The organism is Leucobacter sp. USHLN154 (assembly GCF_037145595.1).
Classification (GTDB): Bacteria; Actinomycetota; Actinomycetes; order Actinomycetales; family Microbacteriaceae; genus Leucobacter; species Leucobacter alluvii.
On record NZ_JBBCXF010000002.1, the window covers coordinates 243551 to 268967 of the forward strand.

The 25417-nt window shown below is 69.1% G+C and carries 23 protein-coding genes; 16 read left to right on the forward strand and 7 right to left on the reverse strand.

What is annotated here, in order from left to right; all coding sequences use genetic code 11:
• The first annotated feature begins 127 nt into the window (after positions 1 to 127).
• Positions 128 to 1009, forward strand: a complete 882-nt coding sequence (gene purU, locus WFH23_RS05190) for a formyltetrahydrofolate deformylase (protein ID WP_336661927.1) — start codon at positions 128 to 130, stop codon at positions 1007 to 1009.
• Here the strand turns inward: purU and WFH23_RS05195 are convergent.
• Positions 1006 to 1710: a TetR family transcriptional regulator gene (locus tag WFH23_RS05195; RefSeq protein ID WP_090152185.1), complete on the reverse strand. Its 705-nt coding sequence runs from the start codon at positions 1708 to 1710 to the stop codon at positions 1006 to 1008. The two genes, purU and WFH23_RS05195, sit on opposite strands and share 4 nt — an antisense overlap.
• Before the next feature lie 158 nt (positions 1711 to 1868).
• Between WFH23_RS05195 and WFH23_RS05200 the strand changes: the two genes are divergently transcribed.
• Positions 1869 to 3515 (forward strand): amidohydrolase, encoded by a 1647-nt coding sequence (locus tag WFH23_RS05200; RefSeq protein WP_336661799.1) that lies wholly within the window; start codon positions 1869 to 1871, stop codon positions 3513 to 3515.
• Positions 3516 to 3553: 38 nt separating this feature from the next.
• On the forward strand, positions 3554 to 4966 hold the full coding sequence (locus tag WFH23_RS05205) for an APC family permease (protein ID WP_211649177.1): 1413 nt from the start codon (positions 3554 to 3556) through the stop codon (positions 4964 to 4966).
• Positions 4967 to 5069: 103 nt separating this feature from the next.
• Here the strand turns inward: WFH23_RS05205 and WFH23_RS05210 are convergent, their stop codons facing one another.
• Positions 5070 to 5750, reverse strand: a complete 681-nt coding sequence (locus WFH23_RS05210) for a TetR/AcrR family transcriptional regulator (protein WP_336661800.1) — start codon at positions 5748 to 5750, stop codon at positions 5070 to 5072.
• A gap of 176 nt (positions 5751 to 5926) precedes the next feature.
• Here WFH23_RS05210 and WFH23_RS05215 point away from each other — a divergent pair, with 176 nt between their 5' ends.
• Both WFH23_RS05215 and WFH23_RS05220 read left to right on the forward strand, forming a co-directional pair.
• Entirely contained in the window at positions 5927 to 7360 is a 1434-nt protein-coding gene (locus WFH23_RS05215) for an amino acid permease (protein ID WP_090152488.1), read from the forward strand.
• Between the two features lie 72 nt (positions 7361 to 7432).
• Positions 7433 to 9100, forward strand: coding sequence for an amidohydrolase (locus WFH23_RS05220; protein WP_336661801.1), 1668 nt, complete (start codon positions 7433 to 7435; stop codon positions 9098 to 9100).
• A 15-nt stretch (positions 9101 to 9115) separates the two neighbouring features.
• On the opposite strand, the gene WFH23_RS05225 is transcribed toward WFH23_RS05220, so the two are convergent.
• Complete coding sequence (locus tag WFH23_RS05225; RefSeq protein ID WP_090152202.1) at positions 9116 to 9994, reverse strand: biotin--[acetyl-CoA-carboxylase] ligase; 879 nt, start codon at positions 9992 to 9994, stop codon at positions 9116 to 9118.
• Positions 9995 to 10059: 65 nt separating this feature from the next.
• Here WFH23_RS05225 and WFH23_RS05230 point away from each other — a divergent pair, with 65 nt between their 5' ends.
• From WFH23_RS05230 to WFH23_RS05255, 6 genes are all read left to right on the forward strand, one after another.
• A complete protein-coding gene (locus WFH23_RS05230) occupies positions 10060 to 12093 on the forward strand; it encodes a TPM domain-containing protein (RefSeq protein ID WP_336661802.1) in 2034 nt (677 codons plus the stop codon).
• A gap of 64 nt (positions 12094 to 12157) precedes the next feature.
• Positions 12158 to 12892 (forward strand): PspA/IM30 family protein, encoded by a 735-nt coding sequence (locus tag WFH23_RS05235; protein WP_090152208.1) that lies wholly within the window; start codon positions 12158 to 12160, stop codon positions 12890 to 12892.
• Between the two features lie 94 nt (positions 12893 to 12986).
• Entirely contained in the window at positions 12987 to 14321 is a 1335-nt protein-coding gene (locus WFH23_RS05240; RefSeq protein WP_336661803.1) for a hypothetical protein, read from the forward strand.
• Between the two features lie 85 nt (positions 14322 to 14406).
• Positions 14407 to 15999, forward strand: a complete 1593-nt coding sequence (locus WFH23_RS05245; protein ID WP_090152492.1) for a carboxyl transferase domain-containing protein — start codon at positions 14407 to 14409, stop codon at positions 15997 to 15999.
• Positions 15996 to 16352 (forward strand): acyl-CoA carboxylase epsilon subunit, encoded by a 357-nt coding sequence (locus WFH23_RS05250; protein ID WP_336661804.1) that lies wholly within the window; start codon positions 15996 to 15998, stop codon positions 16350 to 16352. Before WFH23_RS05245 ends, WFH23_RS05250 begins: the two co-directional genes overlap by 4 nt.
• A 39-nt stretch (positions 16353 to 16391) precedes the next feature.
• Positions 16392 to 17078, forward strand: coding sequence for an NUDIX hydrolase (locus WFH23_RS05255; RefSeq protein ID WP_211649183.1), 687 nt, complete (start codon positions 16392 to 16394; stop codon positions 17076 to 17078).
• A gap of 29 nt (positions 17079 to 17107) precedes the next feature.
• Here the strand turns inward: WFH23_RS05255 and WFH23_RS05260 are convergent, their stop codons facing one another.
• Both WFH23_RS05260 and WFH23_RS05265 read right to left on the reverse strand, forming a co-directional pair.
• Positions 17108 to 17746, reverse strand: coding sequence for a class II aldolase/adducin family protein (locus WFH23_RS05260; protein WP_336661805.1), 639 nt, complete (start codon positions 17744 to 17746; stop codon positions 17108 to 17110).
• Complete coding sequence (locus tag WFH23_RS05265; protein ID WP_336661806.1) at positions 17739 to 19358, reverse strand: deoxyguanosinetriphosphate triphosphohydrolase family protein; 1620 nt, start codon at positions 19356 to 19358, stop codon at positions 17739 to 17741. Before WFH23_RS05265 ends, WFH23_RS05260 begins: the two co-directional genes overlap by 8 nt.
• 61 nt (positions 19359 to 19419) lie before the next feature.
• Between WFH23_RS05265 and WFH23_RS05270 the strand changes: the two genes are divergently transcribed.
• From WFH23_RS05270 to WFH23_RS05280, 3 genes are all read left to right on the forward strand, one after another.
• A complete protein-coding gene (locus WFH23_RS05270) occupies positions 19420 to 20028 on the forward strand; it encodes a hypothetical protein (protein ID WP_234037523.1) in 609 nt (202 codons plus the stop codon).
• Between the two features lie 34 nt (positions 20029 to 20062).
• Positions 20063 to 21019 carry a diacylglycerol/lipid kinase family protein gene (locus WFH23_RS05275; protein WP_336661807.1) on the forward strand — a complete coding sequence of 319 codons (957 nt, stop codon included), beginning with the start codon at positions 20063 to 20065 and terminating at the stop codon, positions 21017 to 21019.
• Between the two features lie 147 nt (positions 21020 to 21166).
• Positions 21167 to 21898 carry a YceI family protein gene (locus WFH23_RS05280; protein ID WP_336661808.1) on the forward strand — a complete coding sequence of 244 codons (732 nt, stop codon included), beginning with the start codon at positions 21167 to 21169 and terminating at the stop codon, positions 21896 to 21898.
• Positions 21899 to 21918: 20 nt separating this feature from the next.
• Here the strand turns inward: WFH23_RS05280 and WFH23_RS05285 are convergent, their stop codons facing one another.
• Positions 21919 to 23112 carry a RimK family alpha-L-glutamate ligase gene (locus WFH23_RS05285; protein ID WP_090152235.1) on the reverse strand — a complete coding sequence of 398 codons (1194 nt, stop codon included), beginning with the start codon at positions 23110 to 23112 and terminating at the stop codon, positions 21919 to 21921.
• 25 nt (positions 23113 to 23137) lie between these two features.
• Between WFH23_RS05285 and WFH23_RS05290 the strand changes: the two genes are divergently transcribed.
• Positions 23138 to 23617 carry a putative ATP-dependent zinc protease gene (locus WFH23_RS05290; RefSeq protein ID WP_090152239.1) on the forward strand — a complete coding sequence of 160 codons (480 nt, stop codon included), beginning with the start codon at positions 23138 to 23140 and terminating at the stop codon, positions 23615 to 23617.
• 54 nt (positions 23618 to 23671) lie between these two features.
• The gene (locus WFH23_RS05295; protein WP_336661809.1) at positions 23672 to 24769 is read left to right on the forward strand and encodes an N-formylglutamate amidohydrolase; all 1098 of its coding nucleotides are present in this window, start codon (positions 23672 to 23674) and stop codon (positions 24767 to 24769) included.
• Here the strand turns inward: WFH23_RS05295 and WFH23_RS05300 are convergent.
• Positions 24766 to 25176 carry an META domain-containing protein gene (locus tag WFH23_RS05300; protein ID WP_176698400.1) on the reverse strand — a complete coding sequence of 137 codons (411 nt, stop codon included), beginning with the start codon at positions 25174 to 25176 and terminating at the stop codon, positions 24766 to 24768. The genes WFH23_RS05295 and WFH23_RS05300 overlap by 4 nt on opposite strands.
• Between the last annotated feature and the right edge of the window lie 241 nt (positions 25177 to 25417).

Below are 25417 nucleotides of genomic sequence, written 5' to 3' on the forward strand. Positions count from 1 at the left end.
TCACTCCTTTGCGCTGATGCTCGCCGCCCGGTTGATGCTCTGCGCGCAACTCCGGGCGCCGCCCCCTGGCGTCACTGTAGCAAAATTGGGCCGATACGGCGCACGCACTACCCTGGAGACCGTGACTATGCTCTCCGCACCTCCCACCGCTTCCGACACCCAGTGGGTCCTGACCCTCTCCTGCATCGACGGACCCGGGATCGTGCACTCGATCAGCGGCGCCATCGTGGCGGCCGGTGGCAACATCGTGGAGAGCCAGCAATTCGCCTCGGCGGATACCGGCCGCTTCTTCATGCGGCTGCAGGTGGAGGCCGTCGCCCAGCCGGAGACGTTCGATGAGCGGTTCGCCGCTGCGCTCGCCCCGGTCACGGAGCGCTACCACATGACCTGGCGCCTGGATCGTGCGGACCGACCGGTGCGCACGCTGATCCTCGCCTCGACGGCGACGCACTGCGTGAACGACCTGCTCTACCGTCGCCGCGCCGGCCAGCTCGCCATCGACGTCCCCCTGGTGCTCTCGAATCACGAGACGGTGCGCGACATCGCGGAGTTCTACGACGTGCCGTTCGAGCACCGCGCCATCGCCGGCGGCGATGACAAGGCGGCGTTCGAAGCGCGCGTCTTGGAGGCGGTCGCCGAGCTCGACATCGAGCTCGTCGTGCTCGCGCGGTACATGCAGATCCTCTCGCCCGAGCTCTGCGCCGCGCTCGAGGGACGCGCGATCAACATCCACCATTCCTTCCTGCCGGGATTCAAGGGCGCGAACCCCTACAAGCAGGCGCACCAGCGGGGCGTGAAGCTCATCGGGGCGACAGCGCACTTCGTCACGACCGATCTCGATGAGGGGCCGATCATCGAGCAGGACACGATCCGCGTGGATCACGGCTACACGGTGCGGTCGCTGACGCAGTTGGGCCAGGACGTGGAGGCGCGCGTACTGCGCCACGCCGTGCGCTCCTACGCCGAGAACCGCGTGCTCGTCGACGGCGATCGCACGATCATCTTCTAGGAGCGTCGCCGATCGTCGTTCTTCTGCGCTGCGAGAGCGGCGTACTCGGCGCGGAGGCCCGCGAGCATCGCACGCAGGCCGATGCCGAACGCGTCGTCGGCCGGGCTGGTCCCGGAGGCCTCGAGCGCCTCGCTTCGCGCGCGGTAGACCCCTGAGAAGGCCGGCACATCGCCCCGCCGCCCCGGATCGAGCATGGCCGGGTCCGCCGCGAGATCGAGCGCCGCCCCGAGGATGAAGCACTCGAAGGCCACGATCACCGAGAGCGCCCGCTCCTGCGGCCATCCAGCGCGCACCAGGCCGGCCGCGACCGCGTCGTACATGAACGACGTGCTCGAATCGGGGTCGAGTGGTTGCACGGCGAGCAGCGCGATCGTCGGCGGGTGCGACGCGAAGGCGAGCCGATACCCGAGCGCCCACTGCTCGAGCGCCGCATCCCACGGCAGCTCGGCGAACGGGGCGGTGGGGATCCGTTCGCTCACCAGGTCGCGCACGCCAGCGATGAGTTCGGCTTGACCGGCGACGTGGTTGTAGAGCGATGAGGGCCGCACACCGAGCTCAGCCGCGATCGCCCGCATTCCCGCGCCCTCGACTCCGTGCCGGTCGATGAGGCGGAGTGCCGTCTCGTGGATCAGCCGAGGCGACAGCACGTTCTGCTTGGGCCGGCCGGCTCGCCGCCGCTTCGCAGACTCCTCGCTGGCCATGCCACTCCTTCGTGCTCCTCGATACGGATTGCGCAACGAATCCGTGCGTTCGCTCGCTCTGCCGGAGAATCCGTACTATTCTCGACCCGCCGGTAAACGAACCCCGTTCGTTTACCACTCTAGACCCGCCCTCCGGCACCGAGCAGCAAGGATGCAGCATGAGTGAAGCCTCGCACGTCACCGTCTTCGTGAACGGAACCGTCATCGTCGATCCGATGGGGGGCGCGGACCGTGCGACGAGCGACGCGATCGCCTTCCGGTCGGGCAGAGTCGCAGCGATCGGGGAAGACGCGCGGGCGCTCACCGCTGAGGCGACGACCGTGATCGATCTCGCCGGGGGCGCGCTCGTGCCCGGCATCGGAGACGGCCACGCTCACCCCGTCCTGGGCGGCGTCGAGGCGCTCGGTCCGCAGGTGCGGCAAGCCGCCGACCTCGCAGGCATCGTCTCCGCCGTCGCAGCATGGAAGGCCGAGAACCCCGACGCCGAATGGATCGTGGGTGCGAGCTATGACGCGACCTTCTCCGAAGGCGGTCTGTTCGACGCCCGCTGGCTCGACGAGGTCACCGGGAGCACCCCCACCATCCTGCGCGCCTGGGATTACCACACCGCGTGGGTGAACAGTGCGGCGCTGGCCGCCGGCGGCATCACCGCCGACACCCCCGACCCCGAGCTCGGCCGCATCGTGCGCCGGGCCGATGGCGCACCGCTCGGCACCCTGCAGGAGGCGGCGGCCAACGATTTCATCGCGGACGTGGTGCCCCCGTTCGCGTTGGATCAGCGGCTCGAAGCGCTCGAACGGGCGACCCGGGGCTACGCGGAGCAGGGCACCACCTGGATTCAGGACGCCTGGGTGGAGCCGGCCGACCTCGAGCTCTACCTCGAAGCGGCGCAGCAGGAACGGTTGCACACGCGCGTCAACCTCGCATTCCGCGCCGACCCGGCGCGCTGGCGCGAGCAGGTCGCCGAGTTCGTCACGAACCGCAACCGCGTCAGGTCGCTGGACCACCCGCGACTGAGCGGAGAGACGGTGAAGCTCTTCCTCGACGGGGTCATCGAGAGCCACACCGCCGCACTCATCGAGCCGTACGCCGACCGGCCCGATGATCGCGGGCTGCCGAACTGGAGCGACGCCGAGCTCGCCGAGGCCGTGCGCGCATTCGACGCGGAGGGATTCCAACTGCACCTCCACGCGATCGGCGACGCCGCGAACCGCAGCGCGCTCGATGCGCTCGCGCACGCCCGCGCGACGAACCCCGCCAGGGAGCGCGCCGACGTCATCGCTCACGTCGCGCTGCTCGATCCCGCCGACGTCCAGCGCTTCGCCGAACTCGGGGTCATCGCGAACTTCGAACCGTACTGGGCGCAGTGCGACGCGGTGATGCGCGACCTCACGATCCCGCATCTCGGCCACTCCCGCGAAGGATGGCAGTACCTCATCGGGTCGGTGCATCGCAGCGGAGCCACTGTCACGTTCGGCAGCGACTGGCCGGTGACGACCCGCGACTGGCGGCCGGCGCTCTCCACGGCCATCACCCGCCACAGCCACACCGAGCCCGACGCCGACGCCTGGCTGCCGGAGGAACGCATCAGCGCCGCGGCCGCGCTCGGCGCCTACACCACCGGCATCGCGCGGCAGGCCCTCGCGAATGATCGCGGCACCCTCGAGGTGGGCCGCGTCGCCGACGCCGCCTGGCTCTCGGCCGACCCGTTGACCATCGCCCCGGAGGCGATCGCCGAGATCGTCGTCAACGGCACCTGGCTCGCCGGCGACACCACCTTCCTGAGCACTTCCATCACCACCTGACCCGTTCCTCGACGTTGCACGAATCAAAGGAGACCATCGTGAGCGACACCCAGTCCAAGCCCCGATTGCAGCGGGCACTCGGCCTCACCGGCCTGACCCTCTTCGGGGTCACCTACATGACGGTCATCACCGTCTTCACGACCTACGGCATCGTCAATCAGGTCACCGATGGGCACCTCCCCGCGGCCTACGTCGTCGCGGTCATCACCATGCTCTTCACGGCGGCGAGCTACGGGGCGATGGTGCGCAAGTATCCGGTCGCGGGATCGGCGTACACCTATTCGCAGCAGTCCTTCGGGGGCGCGGCCGGGTTCCTGACCGGTTGGGTCATGCTGCTCGACTACCTCTTCATCCCGATGATCAACTTCATGCTCATCGGCATCTACATGAACACCCAGTTCCCGGCCATTCCGATCTGGGTCTTCACCCTCGTCGCGCTGGTGCTCGTGCTGGTCTTCAACATTCTGGGCATCACGCTCGTGAACAAGGTCAACTTCGTCATCATCGCCCTCTCCGTGGTGCTCGTGGTCGTCTTCGTCGCGCTCGCATTCAAGCAGTACCTCGGCGGCGACCAGTCGGTCGGCCTCATCGACCCCTTCACCTTCGGTGAGGGCGGCATCGGCGCGATCGCGTCGGGAGCCGCGATCCTCGCGCTCTCCTTCCTCGGCTTCGACGCGGTGTCGACGCTGTCCGAGGAGGCGAAGAACCCGCGCCGCGACATCCCTCGCGCGATCCTGCTCGCGACGATGCTCGGCGGCTTCTTCTTCATCCTCGTCTCGTGGGCCGGCGCCCTGGCGTTCAACCCCGAGTGGTCGACCCTCAGCAGTGCTCAGATCGACGCTGCGGGAACGACCGTGATGGACAGCTTCGGCACGAGCTGGTTCACGTCGTTCTTCGTCGCCATCTACGTGGTGGGCGCCTTCGGTTCGGGTATGACCGGCCAGGTGTCGGTGTCGCGCATCCTCTACGCGATGGGCCGCGACGGCATGCTGCCGAAGCCGCTCTCGCGACTGCACTCCCGCTTCGGCACTCCCGTGATCGCCGCGGTGGTCGTGTCGGTATTCGCGCTCTCCGCGCTCTTCCTCTCGCTCGACACCGTCGCGTTCATGATCAGCTTCGGCGCGCTCGCGGCGTTCGCGATGGTCAACCTCTCGGTCATCCGCACCTACCTCTTCCCGAAGCACGGCAAGCGACCGGAGGGCGCCTGGGCCCTGATCCGGTACGGCGTCATGCCGCTCATCGGGTTCGTGCTCACGATCTGGCTCTGGAGCTCGCTCGAGGCCCTCACCTGGCTCGTCGGCGGGATCTGGCTGGCCGTCGGCGTCGTCATCATCGCGCTCGTCACCGGCGGCTTCCGCCGGCCCGTGCCGAAGATGGACTTCTCGGAGAGCGATCCGAGCACCGAGCAGATCGATCAGTTGGCGGAGGACTACCCGCTCGACCCGCGATAGTCACCGCGGCCGCGCGCACGGCGGCCCCCGCCCGCACGGGTGGGGCCGCCGTGCGTCTCATGCATGCGCTCGCGCTCGTGCTCGCGCAGTGGCTCCGCGCTGTTCAGCGCGGAGCCAGCTGGGCCTCCCGTTCGCGCTGCTCGGATCGGAGGCCGCGCAGCAGCAGCTCGAGGCCGGCGGCGAAGGCCTGGTCCGCGGGCCCGGTGCACGTGTCCGAGCCCTGCCGATCGCGCTCCTCGTACGCCGCCGTGAAGTTCGGAACGTCGTCGCGGTCGCGCGCGTGCATCATGTCGGGCGCGGCAGCCGCGTCGAGCGCGGAGCCGAGGATGAAGGACTCGAAGGCGACGAGGATGTTGAGGGCAGCCGCCCGGCTCCACCCCTCCGAGGTCAGCAGCGCGACGATGCGATCGTACGAGGCGAATACGTGCGAGCCGGGGTCGAACGGCATGACGGCGAGCAGTGCGATCGTCGGAGGGTGCGCGGCGAACGCGTCTCGATACGATCTCGCCCAAGCGGCGAGGGCCACGTCCCAGGGCTCGTGCTCCAGTTCGCGCTGCGACACCCGGCCCGCGATCACCTCGCGGATGCCGCGGAAGACGTCTTCCTTGTTCTCCACGTGGTTGTAGAGCGCTGATGGTCGCACTCCGAGCTCGCGCGCCAGGTCGCGCATGCCGAAGCCCTCGCCGTGCTCGTCGAGCAGATCGAGCGCGGTCTCCACGATCCTGACCCGCGAGAGCACCTGCTCGCTCGGGCGCCCCACGCGTCGCCGCACTGACTCAGTCACGCGCATCACTCCTTCGCTGACGCTTCGCGGCGCGAACCGATGCACTCGACTCGCGCTCCCGACGATCTCCGTCTAGTCTAGTCACGTCAAAAAGAACCTTGTTCATTTTGGTGGTCGTTCCGCAGACGGAATCGGCGCACGGCACCGGCACCAGCCGCCACATCACAGGAGATTCAGTGAGCGAAGCAACCGGGGCGCATCTCAAGCGCACTCTTGGCCCCATCACCCTCACACTGTTCGGGCTTTCGTACATGGCGGTCGGCACCGTCTTCACGACCTACGGCATCGTGAACCAGCTCACCGAGGGCCACCTCGTCGATTCCTACATCGTCGCCCTCGTCGTCATGCTGTTCACCGCGGCGAGCTACGCGGCGATGGTGCGCCGCTATCCCGTCGCCGGATCCGCCTACACGTATTCGCAGCAGGCCTTCGGGGGCACGACCGGCTTCCTCACGGGCTGGGTGCTCATGCTCGACTACCTCTTCATCCCGATGATCAACTTCCTGATTCTCGGGCTCTACGCCAGCACCCAGTTCCCGAGCGTCCCGACATGGGTGTTCACGCTCGCCGCGCTGATCGCCGTGTTCGTCTTCAACGTGCTCGGCATCTCGCTGGTCGGCAAGATCAACACGGTGATCGTCGTCGTCTCGCTCGCCGCCGTCATCGTCTTCGCGATCCTCGCCATCAAGGCAGCGATCAACGACCCGAACGCGCCGTCACTGCTCGAACCCTTCATCCCCGGCTCCGTCGGCTACAGCCCGATCTTCACGGGCGCCGCCATCCTCGCACTCTCGTTCCTCGGCTTCGACGCCGTGTCGACCCTGTCCGAAGAAGCGAAGAACCCGCGCCGCGACATCCCCCGCGCCATCATGCTCACGACCATCATCGGCGGCCTGATCTTCATCGTCGTCTCGTACGTCGGCGCACGCGCGTACTACCTCGACGATTGGAGCACCGCGTCGACCGAGCTGCTCGACGCGGCCGGTGCCGTGCTCTTCAGCCACGTGGGAGGCGAAGTGCTCGCAGCCATCTTCGTGATCATCACCGTCGCCGGCTGCTTCGGCTCCGGCCTCGCCGGCCAGGTCGCCGTGTCGCGCATCCTCTACTCGATGGGCCGCGACGGCATCCTCCCGAAACCGCTCGGCATCCTCTCGAAGCGCTTCGGCACCCCGATCGTCGCCGCGACCACCGTCTCGATCGTCGCCCTCGCGAGCCTCTTCGTCAGCCTCGACCAGGCGGCGTTCATGATCAGCTTCGGCGCGCTCGCCGCATTCGCCATGGTCAACCTCTCCGTCATCCGCACCTACCTCTTCCCGAAGGGCGGCCGCACCGAGCCCGTCTCGGCGTGGGGCTGGTTCCGGTACGGCGTGATCCCGCTCATCGGATTCGGGCTCACCATCTGGCTGTGGACCTCGCTCGAGGGCCTCACCTGGATCGTCGGCGGCATCTGGATGCTCATCGGCGTCGTCATTCTGGCGCTGAAGACCGGCTTCTTCCGCAAGCCCGTGCCGAAGCTGAACTTCTCTGAGGAGATCCCGTCGACCGAAGCGATCGACGCCCTCTCGGCGGAGTACCCGCTCGACGCAGCAGAGGCGCGCTCAGAGCGCTAGCCCGTGCAGGGGGCGCCGCACGAGCGCGGCGCCCCCGATCCCCCATTCACCACCTGACCTCCGGAGGCCACCGTGACGACCACCCTGTACCGCAACGCCGTCGTCTTCACCGCCGACCCCACCCCCGAGCAGCCCACCCCGATCGCCGAGGCCTTCGCCGTCGAGCACGGACGGTTCATCGCCGTCGGGTCGATCGACGATGTGCGCACGGCCGTCGGAGGGGTCGCAGGCGGCGCCGGATCGCGGGAGGTCGTCGAGGTGGACCTCGAGGGGCGATTCGTCGCTCCCGGCGTCATCGATTCCCACACCCACCTCGTCGGGTTCGGCGAGTCGCTCGCCCGCGTGCAGCTGCGCGACTGCGCCTCGCTCGCCGAGATGCACGAACGCCTGGTCGCTGCGCGAGCCGCCGACCCGGCCGGGGCGAGAGTGCTCGGCAGCGGCTGGCTGTTCGACGCGATCGGCGACGGCATGCCGACCGCCGAGATGCTCGATCGGGTGCTGCCCGATGTGCCCGTGTATCTCGACGCCAACGACTTCCACTCGGTCTGGGTGAACAGTGCGGCGCTCCGAGAGATGGGCATCACACGCGACACCGCGAATCCCGTCGGCGGCGAGATCGTGCGAGACGCCGCGGGCGAGGCGACGGGATTGCTGCTGGAGACCGCCGGTTCGCAATACGCCTCGGCGTTCCTGCTCTCCCAGACGACTGAAGCCGATGTCGTCGCCGCGCTCGATCGCGCGTTCGCGAGCTATCTCGAGGCCGGCGTGACGGGAGCGACCGAGATGTCGCTGAATGCGGCGGAGGTCGACGGGCTGCGCGCCATCATCGACCGGGACGGCCGTCTCCCCTTCCCCATCACCGCCCACTGGATCCTCGAGCCGACGGGTGACGCGGCGCGCGACGTGGCAGGCGCAGCGCGCATCGCGACGCTCCGAGATGAGATCGCCGCGAGCAGTGCGGCCGACTGGCTGCGGGTAGCCGGTGTGAAGTTCATCATGGACGGCGTCATCGACGCGTGCACGGCCACGATGCTCGCGCCCTACGCGAACGGCAGCAACGCGGAGCCGATCTGGACAGCTGAGCGCATCCTCCCCGTCGCCGAGGCCGCCGATCGAGCCGGCCTGCAGATCGCCATGCACGCGATCGGCGATCGCACCAGTCAGATCGCCCTCGATGTGGTCGAGCACTGCGTGCGCATGAACGGGCCCCGCGCTCGTCGCCACCGGATCGAGCACCTCGAGAGCGTCGCGGACGACACCATCATCCGCATGGGCGAGCTCGGCGTCATCGCGTCGATGCAGCCGGTGCACTGCGATCCCGCCGTACTCGACAATTGGAAGGCGCAGCTCGGCGACGAACGCCAGGAACTCGGGTTCCCCTGGCACAAGTTCCGCGCGGCGAACGTTGCGATCACCCTCGGCACCGATGCGCCGACGGCGCCGCACGAGGCGATTCCCAACCTCTACATCGCGCTCACCGGCGCTTCAGCGCTCGATCCCGAACGGGCCCCGTACCACCCGGAGCGCGCCTTCAGCCCAGCGGACGCGCTGACGGCGATCACCGCAGGCGGTGCGTTCGCCGGCGAGATGGATGCGACGACGGGCCGAATCCGACCGGGCCTCGGCGCCAATTTCATCGTGCTCGACGTGAACCCGCTCGAAGCGGCACCCGAGGCGCTGCTCTCCTCGCGCGTTCGCAGCACCACGGTGCTCGGCGAGGAGCTCTACCGGGCGGCGTGACGCGGCGCGACGTCGTCACCTCAGGTGCTCGACGTCGCCAGCAGACACGGTGAGTTCGCCACCGGTGGGCAGATCGACGACGAGTGACCCGTCGGCGGCGAGCGCCCGGGCGCGCCCGTCCACGATCCGGTCACCGGGCAGGTGCACCCGCACCTCGGTGCCGATCGTGAGCGAGTGGCGGGCGATCCGCGCCCGTGCGGCCCCCGGGTCGTCGGCGGCGAGGCGCACGAGCCGGAGCAGTTCTCCGGCGTACTCGGAGAGCACGCGGTCTGCGAGATCCCGGCCCGCGGCGTCGGCGAGACTCTCAGCGCCACCCGTGTCGGCGCCCGCTGCGAGCAGCGAGGTCGCGCGGTCGGTGGGCAGCTCCCACTCGGGGATCAGCAGATTGATGCCAGTGCCGACGATGACGGTGTGCCCGCCGGTCGTGTCGCCCGGCAGCAGTTCGCACAGGATCCCGCAGAGCTTCTTGCCCGGCCTCCCGGCGATCGCGTCCTCCTCATCGCGCACGTGCACGTCGTTCGGCCACTTCACCCCGACGCGCTTCGCCTCGCCGCCTGCGGCCTCAGCAGCTGCCGTGAAGCACGGCTGCAGCGCGGTGACGATGGCGGAGCCGGCGAGCAGGGGAAGCCAGCTCACCCCCAGTCCGCTCGCTCCGAATCCGCGCACCAGCAACGAGGCCGCGATCGAGGTGTTCGGCGGAGTCACCCACCCGCGGTCGAGACGACCCCGGCCAGCGGTCTGATCACTCGTGGCCACCAACGTGCCGTGCGGAATGCCGTCAGCGTCTCGACCCGTCTCAGTCACCACGAGAGCACGGAGCTCGGCGTTCGTGGAGGGCGAGGTCTCTGCCCATCTGACATCGGGCAGTGCCGCACGCGTGCGAAGGAGCTCCATGAGCTTTACGTTAGCGCTTGGAAAACAATTGGACCCGGATGCCGAGGCACGAATACACTCCGATTGTGGAGCACTCAGGCTTGTCCCCCCGTCCGCATCCTCACCGGCCGCGCATCGGGCGCTGGTGGGCGAGCGCGCTGATGGGCGCCGGACTGCTCGCGCTCGGCGCGTCGAGCGCTGCTGCTGTCGCTCCCGGCTCCCTCGGCACCGAGTACGTGACCGACGCCGTCGACGTGCTCGACCCCGCTGAGGAGCAGACCGCGAACGCTCGTCTCGCCGCCGCCTTCGACGAGACGGGGCTCGACCTCTTCGTGGTGTTCGTCGACGAGTTCACCGATCCGGCTGACAGGATCGCGTGGGCCGACGAGACCGCGCAGCGCAACGGTCTCGGAGATACGCAGTATCTGCTCGCGGTCGCGACCGAGGGCCGCCAGTACTACATCTCCTCGCCGGAGAACGGGGCGCTGAGCAACGACGCGCTCGACAGCATCGAGCAGCAGCTGCTTCCCGAGCTCCGCGACGAGGACTGGGCGGGCACGATCGCCGCCGCCGCCGACCAGCTTGAAGCGGAGCAGGCGGCTCCCGGCCGCAACACCGCGGTCGCCGTCGGGATCGGCGCCGGAGTGCTGGGTCTCGGTGGAGCCGCCTACGGCATCACGCGCGTCGTGCGCAAGCGCCGCACCGAGCAGGCAGCCGAGCAGGAGCTCGCGGAGCTCGAGCGCGTCTCGGGCTCCGCGCTGGTCGCCGCCGACGATGCCGTGAAGAGCAGTGCGCAAGAGCTCGAGTTCGCCCGCGCTCAGTTCGGAGATGCCGCGGTCGCGGCCTATGCCGCATCGATCGAGTCGGTGCGAGCCCGCCTGCTCGAAGCCTTCGCGCTGCGTCAGCAACTCGACGACGCCACTCCGGACACCGACGCTCAGCGGCGGGAATGGCTGGAACGGGTCATCGAGCTCTGCGCCTCCGTCGACGACGAGCTCGACGCGCAGGCTGAATCGTTCGAGCGGCTGCGCGCCATCGAGCAGAACGCTCCGGCTGCGCTCGCCGCTGCGGCGGCACGCCGGGAACAGGCGGCCGCGCAGGCGGCGCAGACCGCTGCCGAGGTCGCCAGCCTCACGGCGACGTTCGCCCCGGAAGAGCTCGCCGCCCTCGAAGGCGCCCCCCAGCAGGCGGAGGCACTGCTCGCCTTCGCCGCGGAGCGGGAGAACGCTGCGGCCTCCGCGCTCAGCGCCACGCCACCGGAATCCGGCGCTGCCGCCGTGTTGATCCGCGAGGCAGAGGCAGCGATCGCGCAGGCGGAGACGATCTACCAGTCCATCGCGGCGCGCGGCCCGGAACTCGCGGGCGTCGAAGCGCGATGCGCCGAATTGATCAGCGAGTTGGAGGCCGACATCGCTGGGGCCCAGTCCGTCCTGGATGCGGATGGCGCCGTCGCAGCGGCGATCGCTGCGACGCAGGGGCGCATCGCCGAAGCACGGGACGATCTCTCGGGCGCCGGGCGCCGACCGTCGCGCGCCGTCGCCGCCCTCGAGGCCGCGAACGCGCACATCGACGGCGTCGTGCAGTCCGCCCAGCAGGCGGCGCGCGCTCGACAACTCCTCGACGCGCAGCTCATCCAGGCCGATGGCGACGTGCGCCAGGCCGAGGCATTCATCGAGGCGCGTCGCGGAGCGGTCGGCTCGACCGCACGCACCCGGGCCTCCGAAGCACGGGCAGCGCTCTCCCGTGCCGGGGCCGCGCGCGGCGCCGACCCCGCCGCTGCGCTGTCAGATGCGCAACGCGCGAGCCAGCTGGCCCACCAGTCGCTCTCCGCCGCTCAATCCGACGTCTCCGGCTTCGGGTACGGAGGCAGAAGCCCGTCAGCATCGGGCGACCTCGCCGCCGTCCTCGGAGGGATTCTCGGCAGCGGCGGGGGCTCCAGCTACGGCGGCTCGGGCGGAGGCTTCTGGGGCAGCGGCTCCGGCAGCTCCTGGGGCGGCGGTTCCTCCCGCCGCTCGGGCGGAACCTCGCGACGCTCGAGCGGCTCGTCTCGGCGCTCGGGCGGATCCTCGCGCCGCTCCCGCGGCGGCCGGTCGGGTCGCAGCGGCGGGGGCCGCTTCTAACTCGGCGCTTCCCCAGTACTGATCCCTACACTCAATCCAAACCGCTCCGCCGAAAGGAACTCACATGTCGAAGCAGTCCATCCTCGGGCGCATCACCACCCTGGTCCGCGCAAACGTCAACTCGATGCTCGACTCGGCCGAAGACCCCGAGAAGATGATCGACCAGCTGATCCGCGATTTCTCGACCAACATCTCAGACGCCGAGACGGCCATCGCGGAGACCATCGGCAACCTCCGACTGCTCGAGCAGGATTACGACGAGGACGTGCGCACCGCTCGCGAGTGGGAGCGCAAGGCGATTGCGGCGAGCTCGAAGGCCGACGAGCTGCGCTCCGCCGGGAACTCCGTCGACGCCGACAAGTTCGACAACCTCGCGAAGGTCGCGCTCCAGCGCCAGATCACCGAGGAGAACGAGGCTCGTGCCGCGGAACCCACCATCGCCGCGCAGCGCGAGGTCACTGCGAAGCTGAAGGACGGCCTCAACGGGATGCGAGTGAAGCTGCAGCAGCTGCAGACCAAGCGCTCTGAACTCGTCGCCCGCGCCAAGACCGCAGAGGCGCAGAACCGCGTCGCCGACGCCGTGAAGTCGATCGACGTGCTCGACCCCACGAGCGATCTGGGCCGGTTCGAGGACAAGATCCGCCGTCAGGAGGCGCTCGCACGCGGCAAGCAGGAGATCGCGGCGTCGACGCTCGATTCGCAGTTCAACGAACTCGAGAACTTCGAAGCCGTCACCGAGGTCGAAGCGCGGCTCGCCGCACTGAAGGCCGGCCGCACGCCGCAGGCGCTCGAGCAGTAACCACGGAGATCCGAGCGGAGCGGACCGAGGCGGGTTCGCTCCGCTCTTCCATCGAACCGCAGTAAGCCATCGCACGAAGCAGACAGGACACACCGTGGCATTTTGGGGACGCCGAGACCGCGAGTCGCAGGAACGACAGCACGCCTCCGACGCGCAGCAATCGCAGCGCGCCCGCAGTGCGATCGTCGCCGCCGACGAGCGGATCCGCGCGACGAGCGACGAACTAGCATTCGCCACCGCGGAGCTCGGCGAAGACGCCACCGCCGAGTTGCGGGCCGGCCTCGACTCCGTGCGCGAGCACCTGAGCGAGGCGTTCCAGCTGCATCAGCTCAACCACGATCACATCCCCGATACGCCCGACGAGGTGCGCACCCGCAACGCGCGCATTCTGCAGCTGTGCGAATGGGCCGAGTCGGTGCTCGACGAGCGCACGACGGCGCTGCAGGCGAGAGTGGAGCGCGCCCGCCGCGCGCCGGAGATGGTGGAGCGCGTGCGCGCCGACGCCGCGGCCCTGCGCGCGCGGGTGCCGGACGCGCAGCGCGCTGCCGCCCGATTGGCCGAGCGCTACAGCCCGTCAGCGCTGCAGCGCGTGCGTCTGCACTCGGAGGACGTGGAGCAGCTGCTCGACTTCGCCGAGCACTCCGCCGATCTCTCGGATCGTCGCCGCACGGCCGGCGCACTCGCCGACGCGAACCTCGCGCTCGAGACCGCGACCGAGACCGTGCGCCGGGCGGCCTCCATTCTCGACGGCGTCGACAGCTTCGAGATCGAGGCGCTGCGCGCGCAGAACACGCTCGCCGACGTCATCGACGACTCGCGGGGCGACATCGCCTCGGCCCGCACCGAACCCCGCAATGAGACGGTGGACGCTGCGATCGAGCGACTCGAGCAGGCGCTCGCGGAGGTGAGCACGGGCCGTCAGCGCGACCCCTTCGCCGACCTCGCCCTCGTCTCATCGGCCAACTCCGCGCTCGACGCCGCTCGTGCGCGCGCGGCGAAGCCAGTGCCGTCGGCCGCGCAGGTGCAGCACGGGGTCTCGGCAGCGGACCACGCCATCGGCATCGCCGCCAGCCTGATCGAGGGGCACCGCGGCTGGATCGGCGCCGACGCCCGCACACGGCTCGCGGAGGCGCGTCGCCACCGCAGCGAGATCACTGCACTGCCGGTCTCCGAAGACACCCGCGAGCAGGTGCTGCAGCTCGCACGCCGCGCCTCCGATCTCGCCGACGAGTCGCTGCGGCTGGCCCAGCGCGACATCGACTCGTCCCGACCCGACGACGACGACTGGGGTTGGGGCGGCGGAGGCGGAGGCGGCCAGTGGGGCGGCGGAGGTCGCGGTCGCGGCGGCGCGGGCGGCGGCGGCGGCATGCTCGGACCGGTGATCGGCGGCGTACTGCTCGGCGGGCTGCTCGGCGATATCTTCGACTGATTCGTAGGTATCGCACCAAGGAGTTTCGATTCCGTTGGAGAGGTTCGGAGGGTCAGGGGTGGTGCTCCGCGCTAGGCTGGCAGGCGTGACTGCAGAGAACATCGCACCCGCGACGACCGCCGACCGCATCGCGGATCATCGCCGCAAGTACCAGGAAGCCGTGGGTGACCGCGATGCAGCCGCCGCGGCGAAGCAGCATGCGCGTGGAAAGATGACCGCGCGCGAGCGCATCGCGGCCCTCCTCGATGCCGGCTCGTTCGTCGAGTTCGACAAGTTCGTCAAGCACCGCTCGCAGGGCTTCGGCATGGAGCAGTCCCACCCGTTCGGCGACTCCGTCGTCACCGGCGCGGGAACGATCCACGGCCGCCAGGTCGTCGTGTACTCGCAGGACTTCACCACCTTCGGCGGATCGCTCGGCGAGGTCGCCGGCGAGAAGATCGTGAAAGCCATGGAGTTCGCGCTGAAGACCGGCGCTCCCGTGCTCGGCATTCTCGATTCCGGTGGCGCGCGCATCCAGGAGGGCGTCGTCGCGCTCTCCAAGTACGCGAGCATCTTCCGGCTCAACACCATGTGCTCGGGAGTGATCCCGCAGATCTCCATCGTGATGGGACCGTCGGCCGGAGGCGCCGTGTACTCCCCCGCGCTCACCGACTTCGTCATCATGGTCGACAAGACGAGCCACATGTTCGTCACCGGCCCCGACGTCATCAAGACCGTCACCGGCGAGGAGGTCGGCTTCGAAGAGCTCGGCGGCGCGCTCACGCACAATAAGACGAGCGGCGTCTCCCACTATCTCGCGAGCGATGAGCACGACGCGCTCGACTACGCCCGTGCGCTCATCAGCTACCTCCCCGACAACAACCTGGCCGAAGCGCCGATCTACGACACCGACACCGCGCTCGAGATCACCGACGCAGACCGTCGGCTCAACACGCTGATCCCCGACAGCGCGAACCAGCCCTACGACATGCAGACGGTCATCAGCGCGATTCTCGACGGCGGCGACTTCCTCGAAGTCCAGCCGCTGTTCGCCCCGAACATGCTCATCGGCTTCGGTCGCGTGGAGGGCCGAACCGTCGGCATCGTCGCGAACCAGCCGAACCAGATGGCGGGCACGCTCAACATCGATGCGAGCGAGAAGGCGGCCCGCTTCGTGCGCTTCTGCGACGCATTCTCCATTCCGATCCTCACGCTCGTCGACGTGCCCGGCTACCTGCCCGGCACCGACCAGGAGTTCCAGGGCGTCATCCGTCGCGGCGCCAAGCTGCTCTACGCCTACGCCGAGGCGACGGTGCCACTCGTCACCATCATCACGCGCAAAGCGTACGGCGGCGCGTACATCGTGATGGGGTCGAAGCAGATGGGGGCCGACTTCAACATCGCCTGGCCCACCGCCGAGATCGCCGTGATGGGCGGCGCGGGAGCGGTGAACATTCTCTACCGCAAGGAACTCGCAGCGGCCGCCGAACGCGGCGACGACGTCGAGGCGTTGCGCGCCGAGCTCACCGCGAAGTACACCGCCGATGTGACGTCGCCCTTCCTCGCCGCAGAACGCGGTGAGCTCGACAACGTCCTCGAGCCCGCCGGAAGCCGCCTCGCCGTGATCAAGGCACTGCGCGGGCTTCGCGGCAAGCGCACCGAGCAGCCGGCGAAGAAGCACGGCAACATCCCGCTGTGAGCGGGCCGTCTCCGAGCACGAGCACCGAGAGCGAGCACCACGTGGCCAAGCACGCTGCACCGCCCACCGACGTCGAGACCGACATCGACCGGCCGATCCTGCCCCCTGATGCCTCCGAGCGCGATGCGGCGAAACGGGATGCGGCGCTCGACGACGTGCTTCACGGCGACGACATCCGCTTCGTCACCGGGAAGGTCGACGAGACGGAGCGCGCTGCGGTGATCGCTGTGCTCACGCAGGTGCGGGCTGAGGAGTCCGACCAGGTGAAGCGCGTTGCCCGACGCGACCGTGAGCCCTGGGCGCGCTCCCAGCGCGTACCGGACAGCATCTACGACCTGCTCGCCGACGCCTGACCGTCCGCGAGCCGAGCGGGCGGTTGTAGGGTGACGGGTATGCCGCGAACCGTTGCCGACACCGAAGGCGAGCTCCGCGCGCTCCTCAGCCGCCGCGTCGCCGTCTCGTACGAACCGCAGGCCCCCCGCACCGACCGGCCGCTTCGGCGGTCGGCGGTGCTGATCCTGTTCGGCGCCCTCGACCGTCGCCCCGCCGAGCACGGCGCCCGCACCGTGCCGCCGGAGCTCGACGTGCTGCTGACTCGCCGCGCCGACAGCATGCGGCATCACGCGGGCCAGATCGCGTTTCCGGGCGGAGGCGCTGAGGCTCAGGACCGCGATGCCTCAGAAACCGCCCTTCGGGAGGCCGCGGAGGAGACGGGGATCGATCCATCGGGCGTCGAAGTGCTGGGATCGCTCCAGCCCGTGCACATCCCGGTGAGCAACAATCTCGTCACTCCGGTCGTGGGGTGGTGGCGCCGTGCGAGCGCCGTCGCCGCCGACCATGCGGAGTCGGTGGAGGTGTTCCGAGCTCCCGTCGCCGAGATGCTCGACCCGGCCGCACGCGGCACATCGGTGCTGCAGCACGGCGCTTCCACGTATCGGGGCGCAGCGTTCGCCCTCGGCCCGCACCTCGGTGGGCACCTCGTGTGGGGGTTCACCGGGATGACCCTCGCGAGCCTCTTCGACGAGCTCGGGTGGGCGGAGCCGTGGGACCCCCGGCAGGAGTTCCCGGTCGCCCCGTAGCCGCCGGCCCCGCCGAGCCCGGCTCCCGGTCAGGCGTGCGTCGCCCCGTCCTCGGGGAACGCGGTGGTGGTGTCGCCGAGCTGCACGGCCAGGGCGGTCGCCTGCGCGGCGTCCTCGAGGTTGAGCGCCCTGCGGTACGCCATCTGCACGGTGTCAGCGACGACCGAGCATCCGTGATGCTGCATCACGACGCAGTTGTGATCGCGCAGGGCCACGGCTGCCGTGTCGGCGAGTTCGTCGGTGCCGTTGTGGTAGAACGGGACGACGGCGATCTCGCCGAGGTAGTAGGCGTGATCGAGGGTGAGCCGCCGGATGGGAGTGCCGACGCTGGCCAGCACCACAGCCGTTCGCGGGTGCAGGTGCAGCACGCACTCCGCGTCGGGCCGCGCCAGGTACGCCCGGTGATGCAACTTCCACTCGCTCGACGGGCGCGGCCCGCCAAGCGCTGCGTCCCCCGACTCGGAGGCATCGAGCGAGAGCACCGCGAAGTCTGCGGCGGTCAAGCGATCGAGCCAGGTGCCCGACGCGGTGACGACGAATTCCCGATCCGAGATGCGCGCTGAGAGGTTGCCGGCACTCGCGAGCACCAGCCCCCGCCCGACGGCGTCGCGGCCGACTTCGATCAGTTCCTCGACGAGTCGGTCCCGATCCCGCAACTGCTCACTCACTGGTCACTCCTCCGGTCAACGCACGATAGGTGGTCACGGCTTGCTGGTCGCTGAGCGAGGCGACATAGTCGAGGATCGCGCGACTGCGCCCCTGTCGCCGCATGCCGGCGTCGCTCGTGTCGCCCATCAGCAGCTCGGGTCGGTCGCGGCGCACGGCGAACCCCGCCTCGGTGGCCTCGTCGGCCCATTCGAGGAGGCGGCGGGGCGCACGACCGGCGTCGTCGGGGTCGGCGAGCCAGGCGTCGAACCCGATGGCGAGCTGCTCGACCATCTTCGCCCGCCCGCGCTGCGGCTGCGCCAGTTCCGGACGCTCGAGCACGAAATGCGCGTGGACGAATTTGAGCACCATGACCTCGTGCCAGGCCTGCGTGTTGAGCCGCACGTGGCCGCTCCGCACGTGGGGAGACTCCTCGACGACGATCGAGGTCCGCAGGTGGTCGATCCAGCGTCGGGTGAAGTCGGAGACGGATCGCTCGCTGTCGATGCCGCCGTCGTAGGGGGCGGCGAGGAGGGTCTGCCCCACCTCTTCGCTCACTCGGCGCACCGCGGCACGGAATGCGTCGCGATCCGCGATCCAGCTGTCTTTCGCGTGCAGCCTGCGCCACAGCAGTTCCAGCGAGCGCCCCGGCGTGCGCCACTCCGCCGCCACAGCGTCATCCGCTTCGGTCGCGAGCGCCCCCGCGTGATCGAGCCAGGCGCGGAATTCCCCGGCGACCGACGATTGCTGCAGCACGCCCGCCCGGGTGAAGTCGTCGAGGTCGTGCACGGCGTAGGCGATGTCGTCGGCGAGATCCATCACGGCGCACTCGACCGTCTGCACACCGTCGGCGATGCGCCCGAACGGAGCGAGAGCGGTCTCCATCTCCGCGACGTCGAGCGCGTACACCGAGAATTTCTCGGCACCACCCGCGACATCGACCCCGACGCCGCGGGGTCGATCCGCCGCCGGTCGCGTGCTCGTGGGGACCCCGACCCATGCCCCGCGCGTCCAGGGGTACTTCAGGGTCGCCGCTCGCGTCGCCGCGGTGAGGTTGAGCCCCGGGAAGTCGCGCCCGAGGGTGTCGAGCTGCGTGAGGATGCGGAAGCTCTGGGCATTCCCCTCGAACCCCTCGGCCAGGCCGAGGCGCTCCCGGGCGACACGATCGAGCACGCGTTCGCCGAGGTGCCCGAACGGCGGGTGCCCGAGGTCGTGGGCGTGAGCCGCGGACTGCGCGACGATCGTGTCGCAGCCGCCGAGGCGCGTGATGATCGCCCCGATCGCGTCGTCCTCCCCGCGGTTGCCGCGCATGAACTCGGCGTGCTGCGCGGCGCGGCCCGCGAGCTGCGCCGCGATCACCCGCGCCACCGCGCTCACCTTGAGCGAATGCGTGAGCCGGTTGTGCATCACGGGGCCGACCCCCGTCTGGGGCACGACCTGCGTCACATCGGAGAGGCGGGCGAAGTACGACGAGAAGCGGATGCGCTCGAGGTCGACCCGGTACTCCTGCGGTTCGACCGACAGCCCCTCGACGTCGGCGGGCCACTGCGAGTCGGCGATTCCGGCCGGGCGGTGCTGCGACGAGACGTGCTCCACATAGCGCCGGTGTTCGCGCCCGCCCCCCACTCCCTGCATACCCCTTATTCAAGCATGCGCCGCGCCACTACACTGATCGCAACGGCGAAAGGGGTCTTCCATGAGCGATGCAGCCGGATCCTCAGACGTCGCTCCGAACGAGTCCGGGGCATCGGCGACGGGGTCGAACCGCACCCGCGCCGAGAGCATTCCCGGCATCGAGCGGGCGACCGGGCGCGAGTGGAGCGCCTGGGTGACCCTGTTCGAAGCGCAAGGTGCCCCCACGCTGCAGCACCCTGCGATCGCGAAGATCGCTCGCGCAGCGCTGACCGACGAACTGCGCAATCCCGACTGGTGGGCGCAGGCCATCGCCATCGCGTACGAGCAGCACGCCGGCCTGCGCGTGCCGGGGCAGTCGTCCTCGGGAACGTTCCGCGTGAGCGCGAGTCGCACCCTGCCGTTCGATCGGGATGCGGCGATCGAGGCGTGGCGCACGGCGCACGGCGCACGCGTCGAACATCTCGGGCACGCGGTGATCGATGCGCGGGCGTCGCGCACCGAGAAGCGCAGTTTCTGGCGGTTCGGCCTCGAGGGCGCTGGCAGGGTTGAGGTGTCCGCGTCTCCGAAGGGCGAGAAGGTGACCCTCGCGATCAGCCAGGACGGCCTCGCGGACGGTGAGCGCATCGAAGTATGGCGCGCTCATTGGAAGTCGCTGCTCGCGGCGCTCTGATCGCACCGCCCAATGGGGAATGAGGGAGTGCAGTATGTCTGCTGAACGCATCGGCATCGTGTGGAACCCATCGAAGGTCGCGGAGCACGAGATCCGTGCCGCCTGGGAAGCGGCGGTCTCCCGCGTGAGCGGACCAGCACCCGAGGCCCTGTGGTTCGAGACCGATCCGGAAGACGCCGGACTCGGTGCGACCGCATCGGCTCTCGAGCAGGGGTGCGATGTCGTGATCGCCGCTGGCGGAGACGGCACGATCCGAGCGGTGGCGGAGGCACTGGGCGATTCGGGATCATCGAGCGCACAGCTGGGCGTCGTCCCTCTCGGTACCGGCAACCTGCTCGCCCGCAATCTGGGCATCCCGCTCGCGAATCCGCGCGCAGCGTTCGCACGGGTGCTCACGCAGCATGCGTCTCCCCTCGACCTCGGGCGCGTGACGTTCACGAACGCCGCCGGTGTCGAGGAACGACACGGCTTCGTCGTGATGGTGGGATTCGGCATCGACGCGCAGATGATCGTCGAGACGGACGACGAGCTCAAGGCGAAGGCCGGCTGGCTGGCCTACGTGGAGTCGCTCGGCCGAGCGGCGTCGGGTGCGGAGGTCGTGGAGTTCTCGCTCCAGCTCGATGATGCGCCGGCCGAGACGGTCGCCGCGCACACGCTGCTCATCGCCAATTGCGGATCGATTCAGGGCGGCATCACGCTCCTTCCGGATGCGCGCCCCGACGACGGCGACCTCGATCTGCTCGTGCTGCGCGCCGATGGCGTGGCCGCGTGGCTCGAGACGATGCACAATTTCGTCTGGCACAACGGCCTGAAGCGAATGCTCACGCGATCTGAGACGGCGGAGAGCGCCGACGCGATCGAGCATCTCACGGCCAGATCCGTTTCGGTCGCGTTGCCGCTGCCACTCGCCTTCGAGGTCGACGGGGACGAAGTGGGCGAGGTCACGGCGTTCACCGTGGAGATCCTGCCCGGAGCCCTGCGCCTGCGCTGAGCGCAGGCGCAGGCGGGAGAGAAACCGGGGTTCCCAGCTTCTTCACCGGGTTCCCCGGGGGTGCTCCTGGGACGCGCTGCCAGGGTTGAGGTCCATCGAACGCAGCGCACGGGCAGCCCCCACCCGCTCCAGGCCACAGGAGACACTGTGAAGAAGTCCCAGAAAATCCTCATCGGCGTCGGCGCGGGAGTCATCGTGCTGGCCGCGGTCGCGGTCATCGCCGGACCGACGATCTATCGAGACCTGATTGCAGCCCCCGCCGCTGATGCTCCATCTCTGGCGTCGGATGAGGCCGACGGCGGCTCCGGGAACACGGATGATGCGGTCGCGGAGCTCGACCCCCGGCTCCTCGTCGGCGACTGGAACGTCGCAGAAGACTCGGAGGCCGGATACCGCGTGGACGAGGTGCTCAACGGCACCGACGTCACGGTGACCGGGCGCACCGATGACGTGACGGGCTCATTCACCATCGGCGGCACCGGGCTCACGCTTGAGGCAGCCGACCTCACCGTCGACGTCGCCACCATCGCGACCGACAACAGCAACCGCGACCAGTACTTCCGCAGCGAGGCGCTGCGGACCGACGAGTTTCCAGAGGCGACGTTCGTGCTGAGTGAGCCGGTGACGCTCGACGGCGCTCCGGCCCTGGGCGATGTCGTGCAGACGGAGGCGACGGGTGAGCTGACTATCGCCGGCGAGACGCAGACCGTCACCGCTGAGATCGAGGTGCGCAGCGACGGAGAGACCGCCGAGATCGCGGGCTCGATCCCCATCACCTTCTCGGACTTCGGCGTCGAAGCACCGAATCTCGGATTCGTGTCGGTGGAAGACAGCGGCGCGGTCGAGTTCCAGCTGACCGCCGTACCAGCGCAGCGGTAGCCGGTGCCGCTGCTCGCCGGCTACCCGTCGGCGAGTTCGCGCGCGGCCTTCGACAGCTTGCGCACGCGCGTCCGGCGACGCCGACGCTCGGGGAGCATCGATCGCATCTCCTCGAGCTTCCCGAAGCAGAGCAGTCGGTCTTCGGCTTCGAGCACGAGGCTCTTGCGAGGATTCGGGATCACCTGCACGCCCCGGTGCAGCGTCAGCACCGTGACGTCGCGATCCCAGAGGCCGAGTTCGCCGAGCGTCTTCCCGACATATTCCGAGCCGTGCATGGTCAACTCGGCGACCCCGTACGCGGTCGAAACGCTGAGGCGCTGCCGCAGATCGATCTCGGGGAAGTTCACCTGGTTGGCGATGAAGTCGATGATCGCACCGGCGATGTCGAGACCGGTCGCGCTCTCGATCCCCTGCAGGCCCGGCGAGGAGTTGACCTCCATGACGAGCGGCCCCTCGTCGCCCTCGAGCATGTCGACCCCGGCAACGCGCAGACCCATGATCTGCGCCGCGCGCACGGCCGTCTGCTCGTACACCGCGTCGAGCTCGACGGGCTCGACGGTGCCGCCGCGGTGCACGTTCGACCGGAACTCGTCTCCACCCGCGGTGCGCCGCATCGCAGCGACCACGCGATCGCCGATCACGAGAGCGCGCACGTCGCGACCGCGACTCTCCGACACGAAACGCTGGATGAGCACGTTCTGCCTGGTCGAGTGCAGCGTTTCGATGATGGCTTCGGCAACCTTCACCTGCGGGGCGAGAATCACGCCGATCCCCTGCGTGCCCTCGAGCAGTTTGATCACGACCGGCGCGCCGCCGACGCTCTCGATCGCGGGCCGCACGTCCGCACGATTGCGCACGAACGCCGTGGCCGGCATCTCGATGTTGTGGCGGGACAGAATCTGATTCGCCCGCAGCTTGTCCCGCGCATTCGCAATGCCGTTCGAGGTGTTCGGCGTGTACACGTCCATCTGCTCGAACTGCCGCACGACGGCCGTGCCGAAGTAACTGATCGAGCTGCCGATGCGCGGCAGTATGGCGTCGTAGTCGCTGAGCTGCTTGCCGCGGTAGAGGAGGTCGGGCGCCTCGCCCGCGAGGTCGATCGCAAAACGCAGGGTGTTGAGCACGCGCACGGTGTGCCCGCGCTCGAGAGCCGCGGACTGCAGGCGCTGGGTGGAGTACGCCTGCGGGGCGCGCGAAAGAATCGCGAGTTTCATCGTGATTTCCTGCCAAGATAGATGCGTGACCGTACCCGACCATTCAAGCACTCTCACGGGGTGGCGTGAATGGGTGAAGCTCATCGGAATCGGCGTGCCGTGGATCAAAGCGAAGATCGATACCGGAGCCCAGACATCGGCGATGCACGCGACCGAGATCACCGAGTTCGAACGTTCGGGCGCGTCGTGGGTGCGATTCCTCGTGCAGCCCTGGCAGGTGACGGATGATGACGCGGTCGAGGTGGAGCTGCCGGTGCACGACCGCCGCACCGTGCGCAGCTCGTCGGGGCATGCTCAGCTGCGCCCCGTCGTACTCATGACGATCACGCTCGCCGGCCGCAGGATCAAGGCCGAGGTGACCCTGACCGATCGCGAGGAGATGGGCTTCCGCATGCTCATCGGCCGCGAAGCGCTCCGACAGGGGTTCGTCGTCGATTCGTCGGCCTCATTCCTTGGCGGCAAGCCGCCCCGGGACACTCGACGCCGCAATCGCGGGAAAGCCTGAAGCCGCGGCGCCAGCGCCGGGACTTGCCGCCTGCGAGACCACTACGCTGGTGCCATGGACGCGCATGATGTCGATCTGATCCCTGCCGGCACGGCGTTCTCGCCGGCCGACATCATCCACTACGCCGATCCCGACATGCGGGATCTGGCGCAGGCGATCTCGGACGCCGATGTGCTCGTGACCGCTCCGCATGCCGGCGCCGCGATTCCGGAGGAGCTCGCCGGCTTCCTCTCACCTGACCTCACCCGTCGCCTGCAGGTCGACTTCTCGGACATCGCGACAGCGGCCGTGGTCAAGCGGTGGGCCGAGATCGACCCGCGCATCGTCGCCGTCATCAATCCGCATCCGCGGCTCGTGCGCGACCCGAACCGAGTGCAGCCGTCCGATCTGCGCGCCGACGTGCGGGAAGCCTTCGATCGCGTGCGCGCGGCGGGCCCTCGCCGGGACGCCGACCTCACGGGGGTCGATGCGGTGCGGCCCGTCACCTACTCGTCCTTCCCCGTTCTCTCCGCCCCTCGGAGTGACGTCGAACTCGCACGGCTCGTCGAGACGCTCTCGCACGTCGCGTCCCAGGGGCTCGACGTGTACGAGGCTACGCGCGAAGAGCTCACCGATCTCTTCATCACGAAGGTGCTCGCGCAGGGCGGCGCGTTCACGCGTCTGTCGTTCCACGATTCGATGCACGCGCCCATGCGCGCAGACGGCGCCCTCAACGACGATCCGGCGGTGCAGGTCGAGATGCCCGCCGTCGTGGCGCTGTCGAACTACGGCGACGAGGTCGGCGAGCAATGCGGTGCTGCCGATCCCGTGACGATGGCACCCGTCGAGTTGCGACGTCTCGCCGAGGCGCACCGCAGGGAATTCGAGGTCGCCGAGCCGGAAGCCGTGACCCTCAACCGGCCGTACCGCGGCAGTCACGAGATTCTCGACGCCGCCGAGCGCTTCGCCCGCGTCTCCGCCGAGACGGGACCCGCCGACGCTTCATTCGCCGCAGTGCAGGCCGAGTTCTCCCGCGCGTACGTGCTCGGACCACGTGCGTTGGAGGAGCTCTCCGAGCCGGGTGAGGCATGGGTGGAGGAGGATCACGAGCGCATCGAGTTCCTCGCGTATGCCTGCAAGCGAGCCTGGGACGCGTTCCGCGACGGGAGCTAGCTCTCTCGCTGCAAGGTGCCGATCTCGGCGCCCGAGCTGTTGAACACCTGGAGCTCGTCGCCCGAGAGCTGCACCTCGCGCACGCCGCGCAGCCAGTCATCGACCCCCGGGCAGGCCATCATCGTCGAGACGAAGCTCTCGATGAGCACGCGATCGCCCTCGACCTTGTACGTGGAACCGATGCCGTTGCACCCGTCCGTGCCCGAGACCTTCCCGGCGTCGTCGAAGGTCAGCGTCGGCTTGCCCTTCTCATCGGAGGTCCACGTGCCCACCACATCTGACTGCGCAACCATCTCGTCGTCCCCCGCTCCCGAATCCGTGCCTGCACCGCCGCCGTTCAGCGCTGCGCATCCCGCCAGAAGCGCGATCGCGCCGGTCATCGCGAAGACGCCGGCAGCCATTCTCATGCGTCGCTTCATCGCTCTCCCCCGCTTCGACCACGTTGCTTCCGTGCCTATAGCGGTATCGTAACGACGCGAGATGCGCACTCCATCCGAAATTCTCAAATCGGACGGGCACCTGGGGTTTATAACGAATTGATACACCACCCAGAGGTCTCGCCCCTTGCATGGTGCAAATTATCAGGTTACGTTTACTCCGGCCCCTGGTGTCGGACCAGGGTGCTCGCGCAGGGGTAACGCGCGTGCA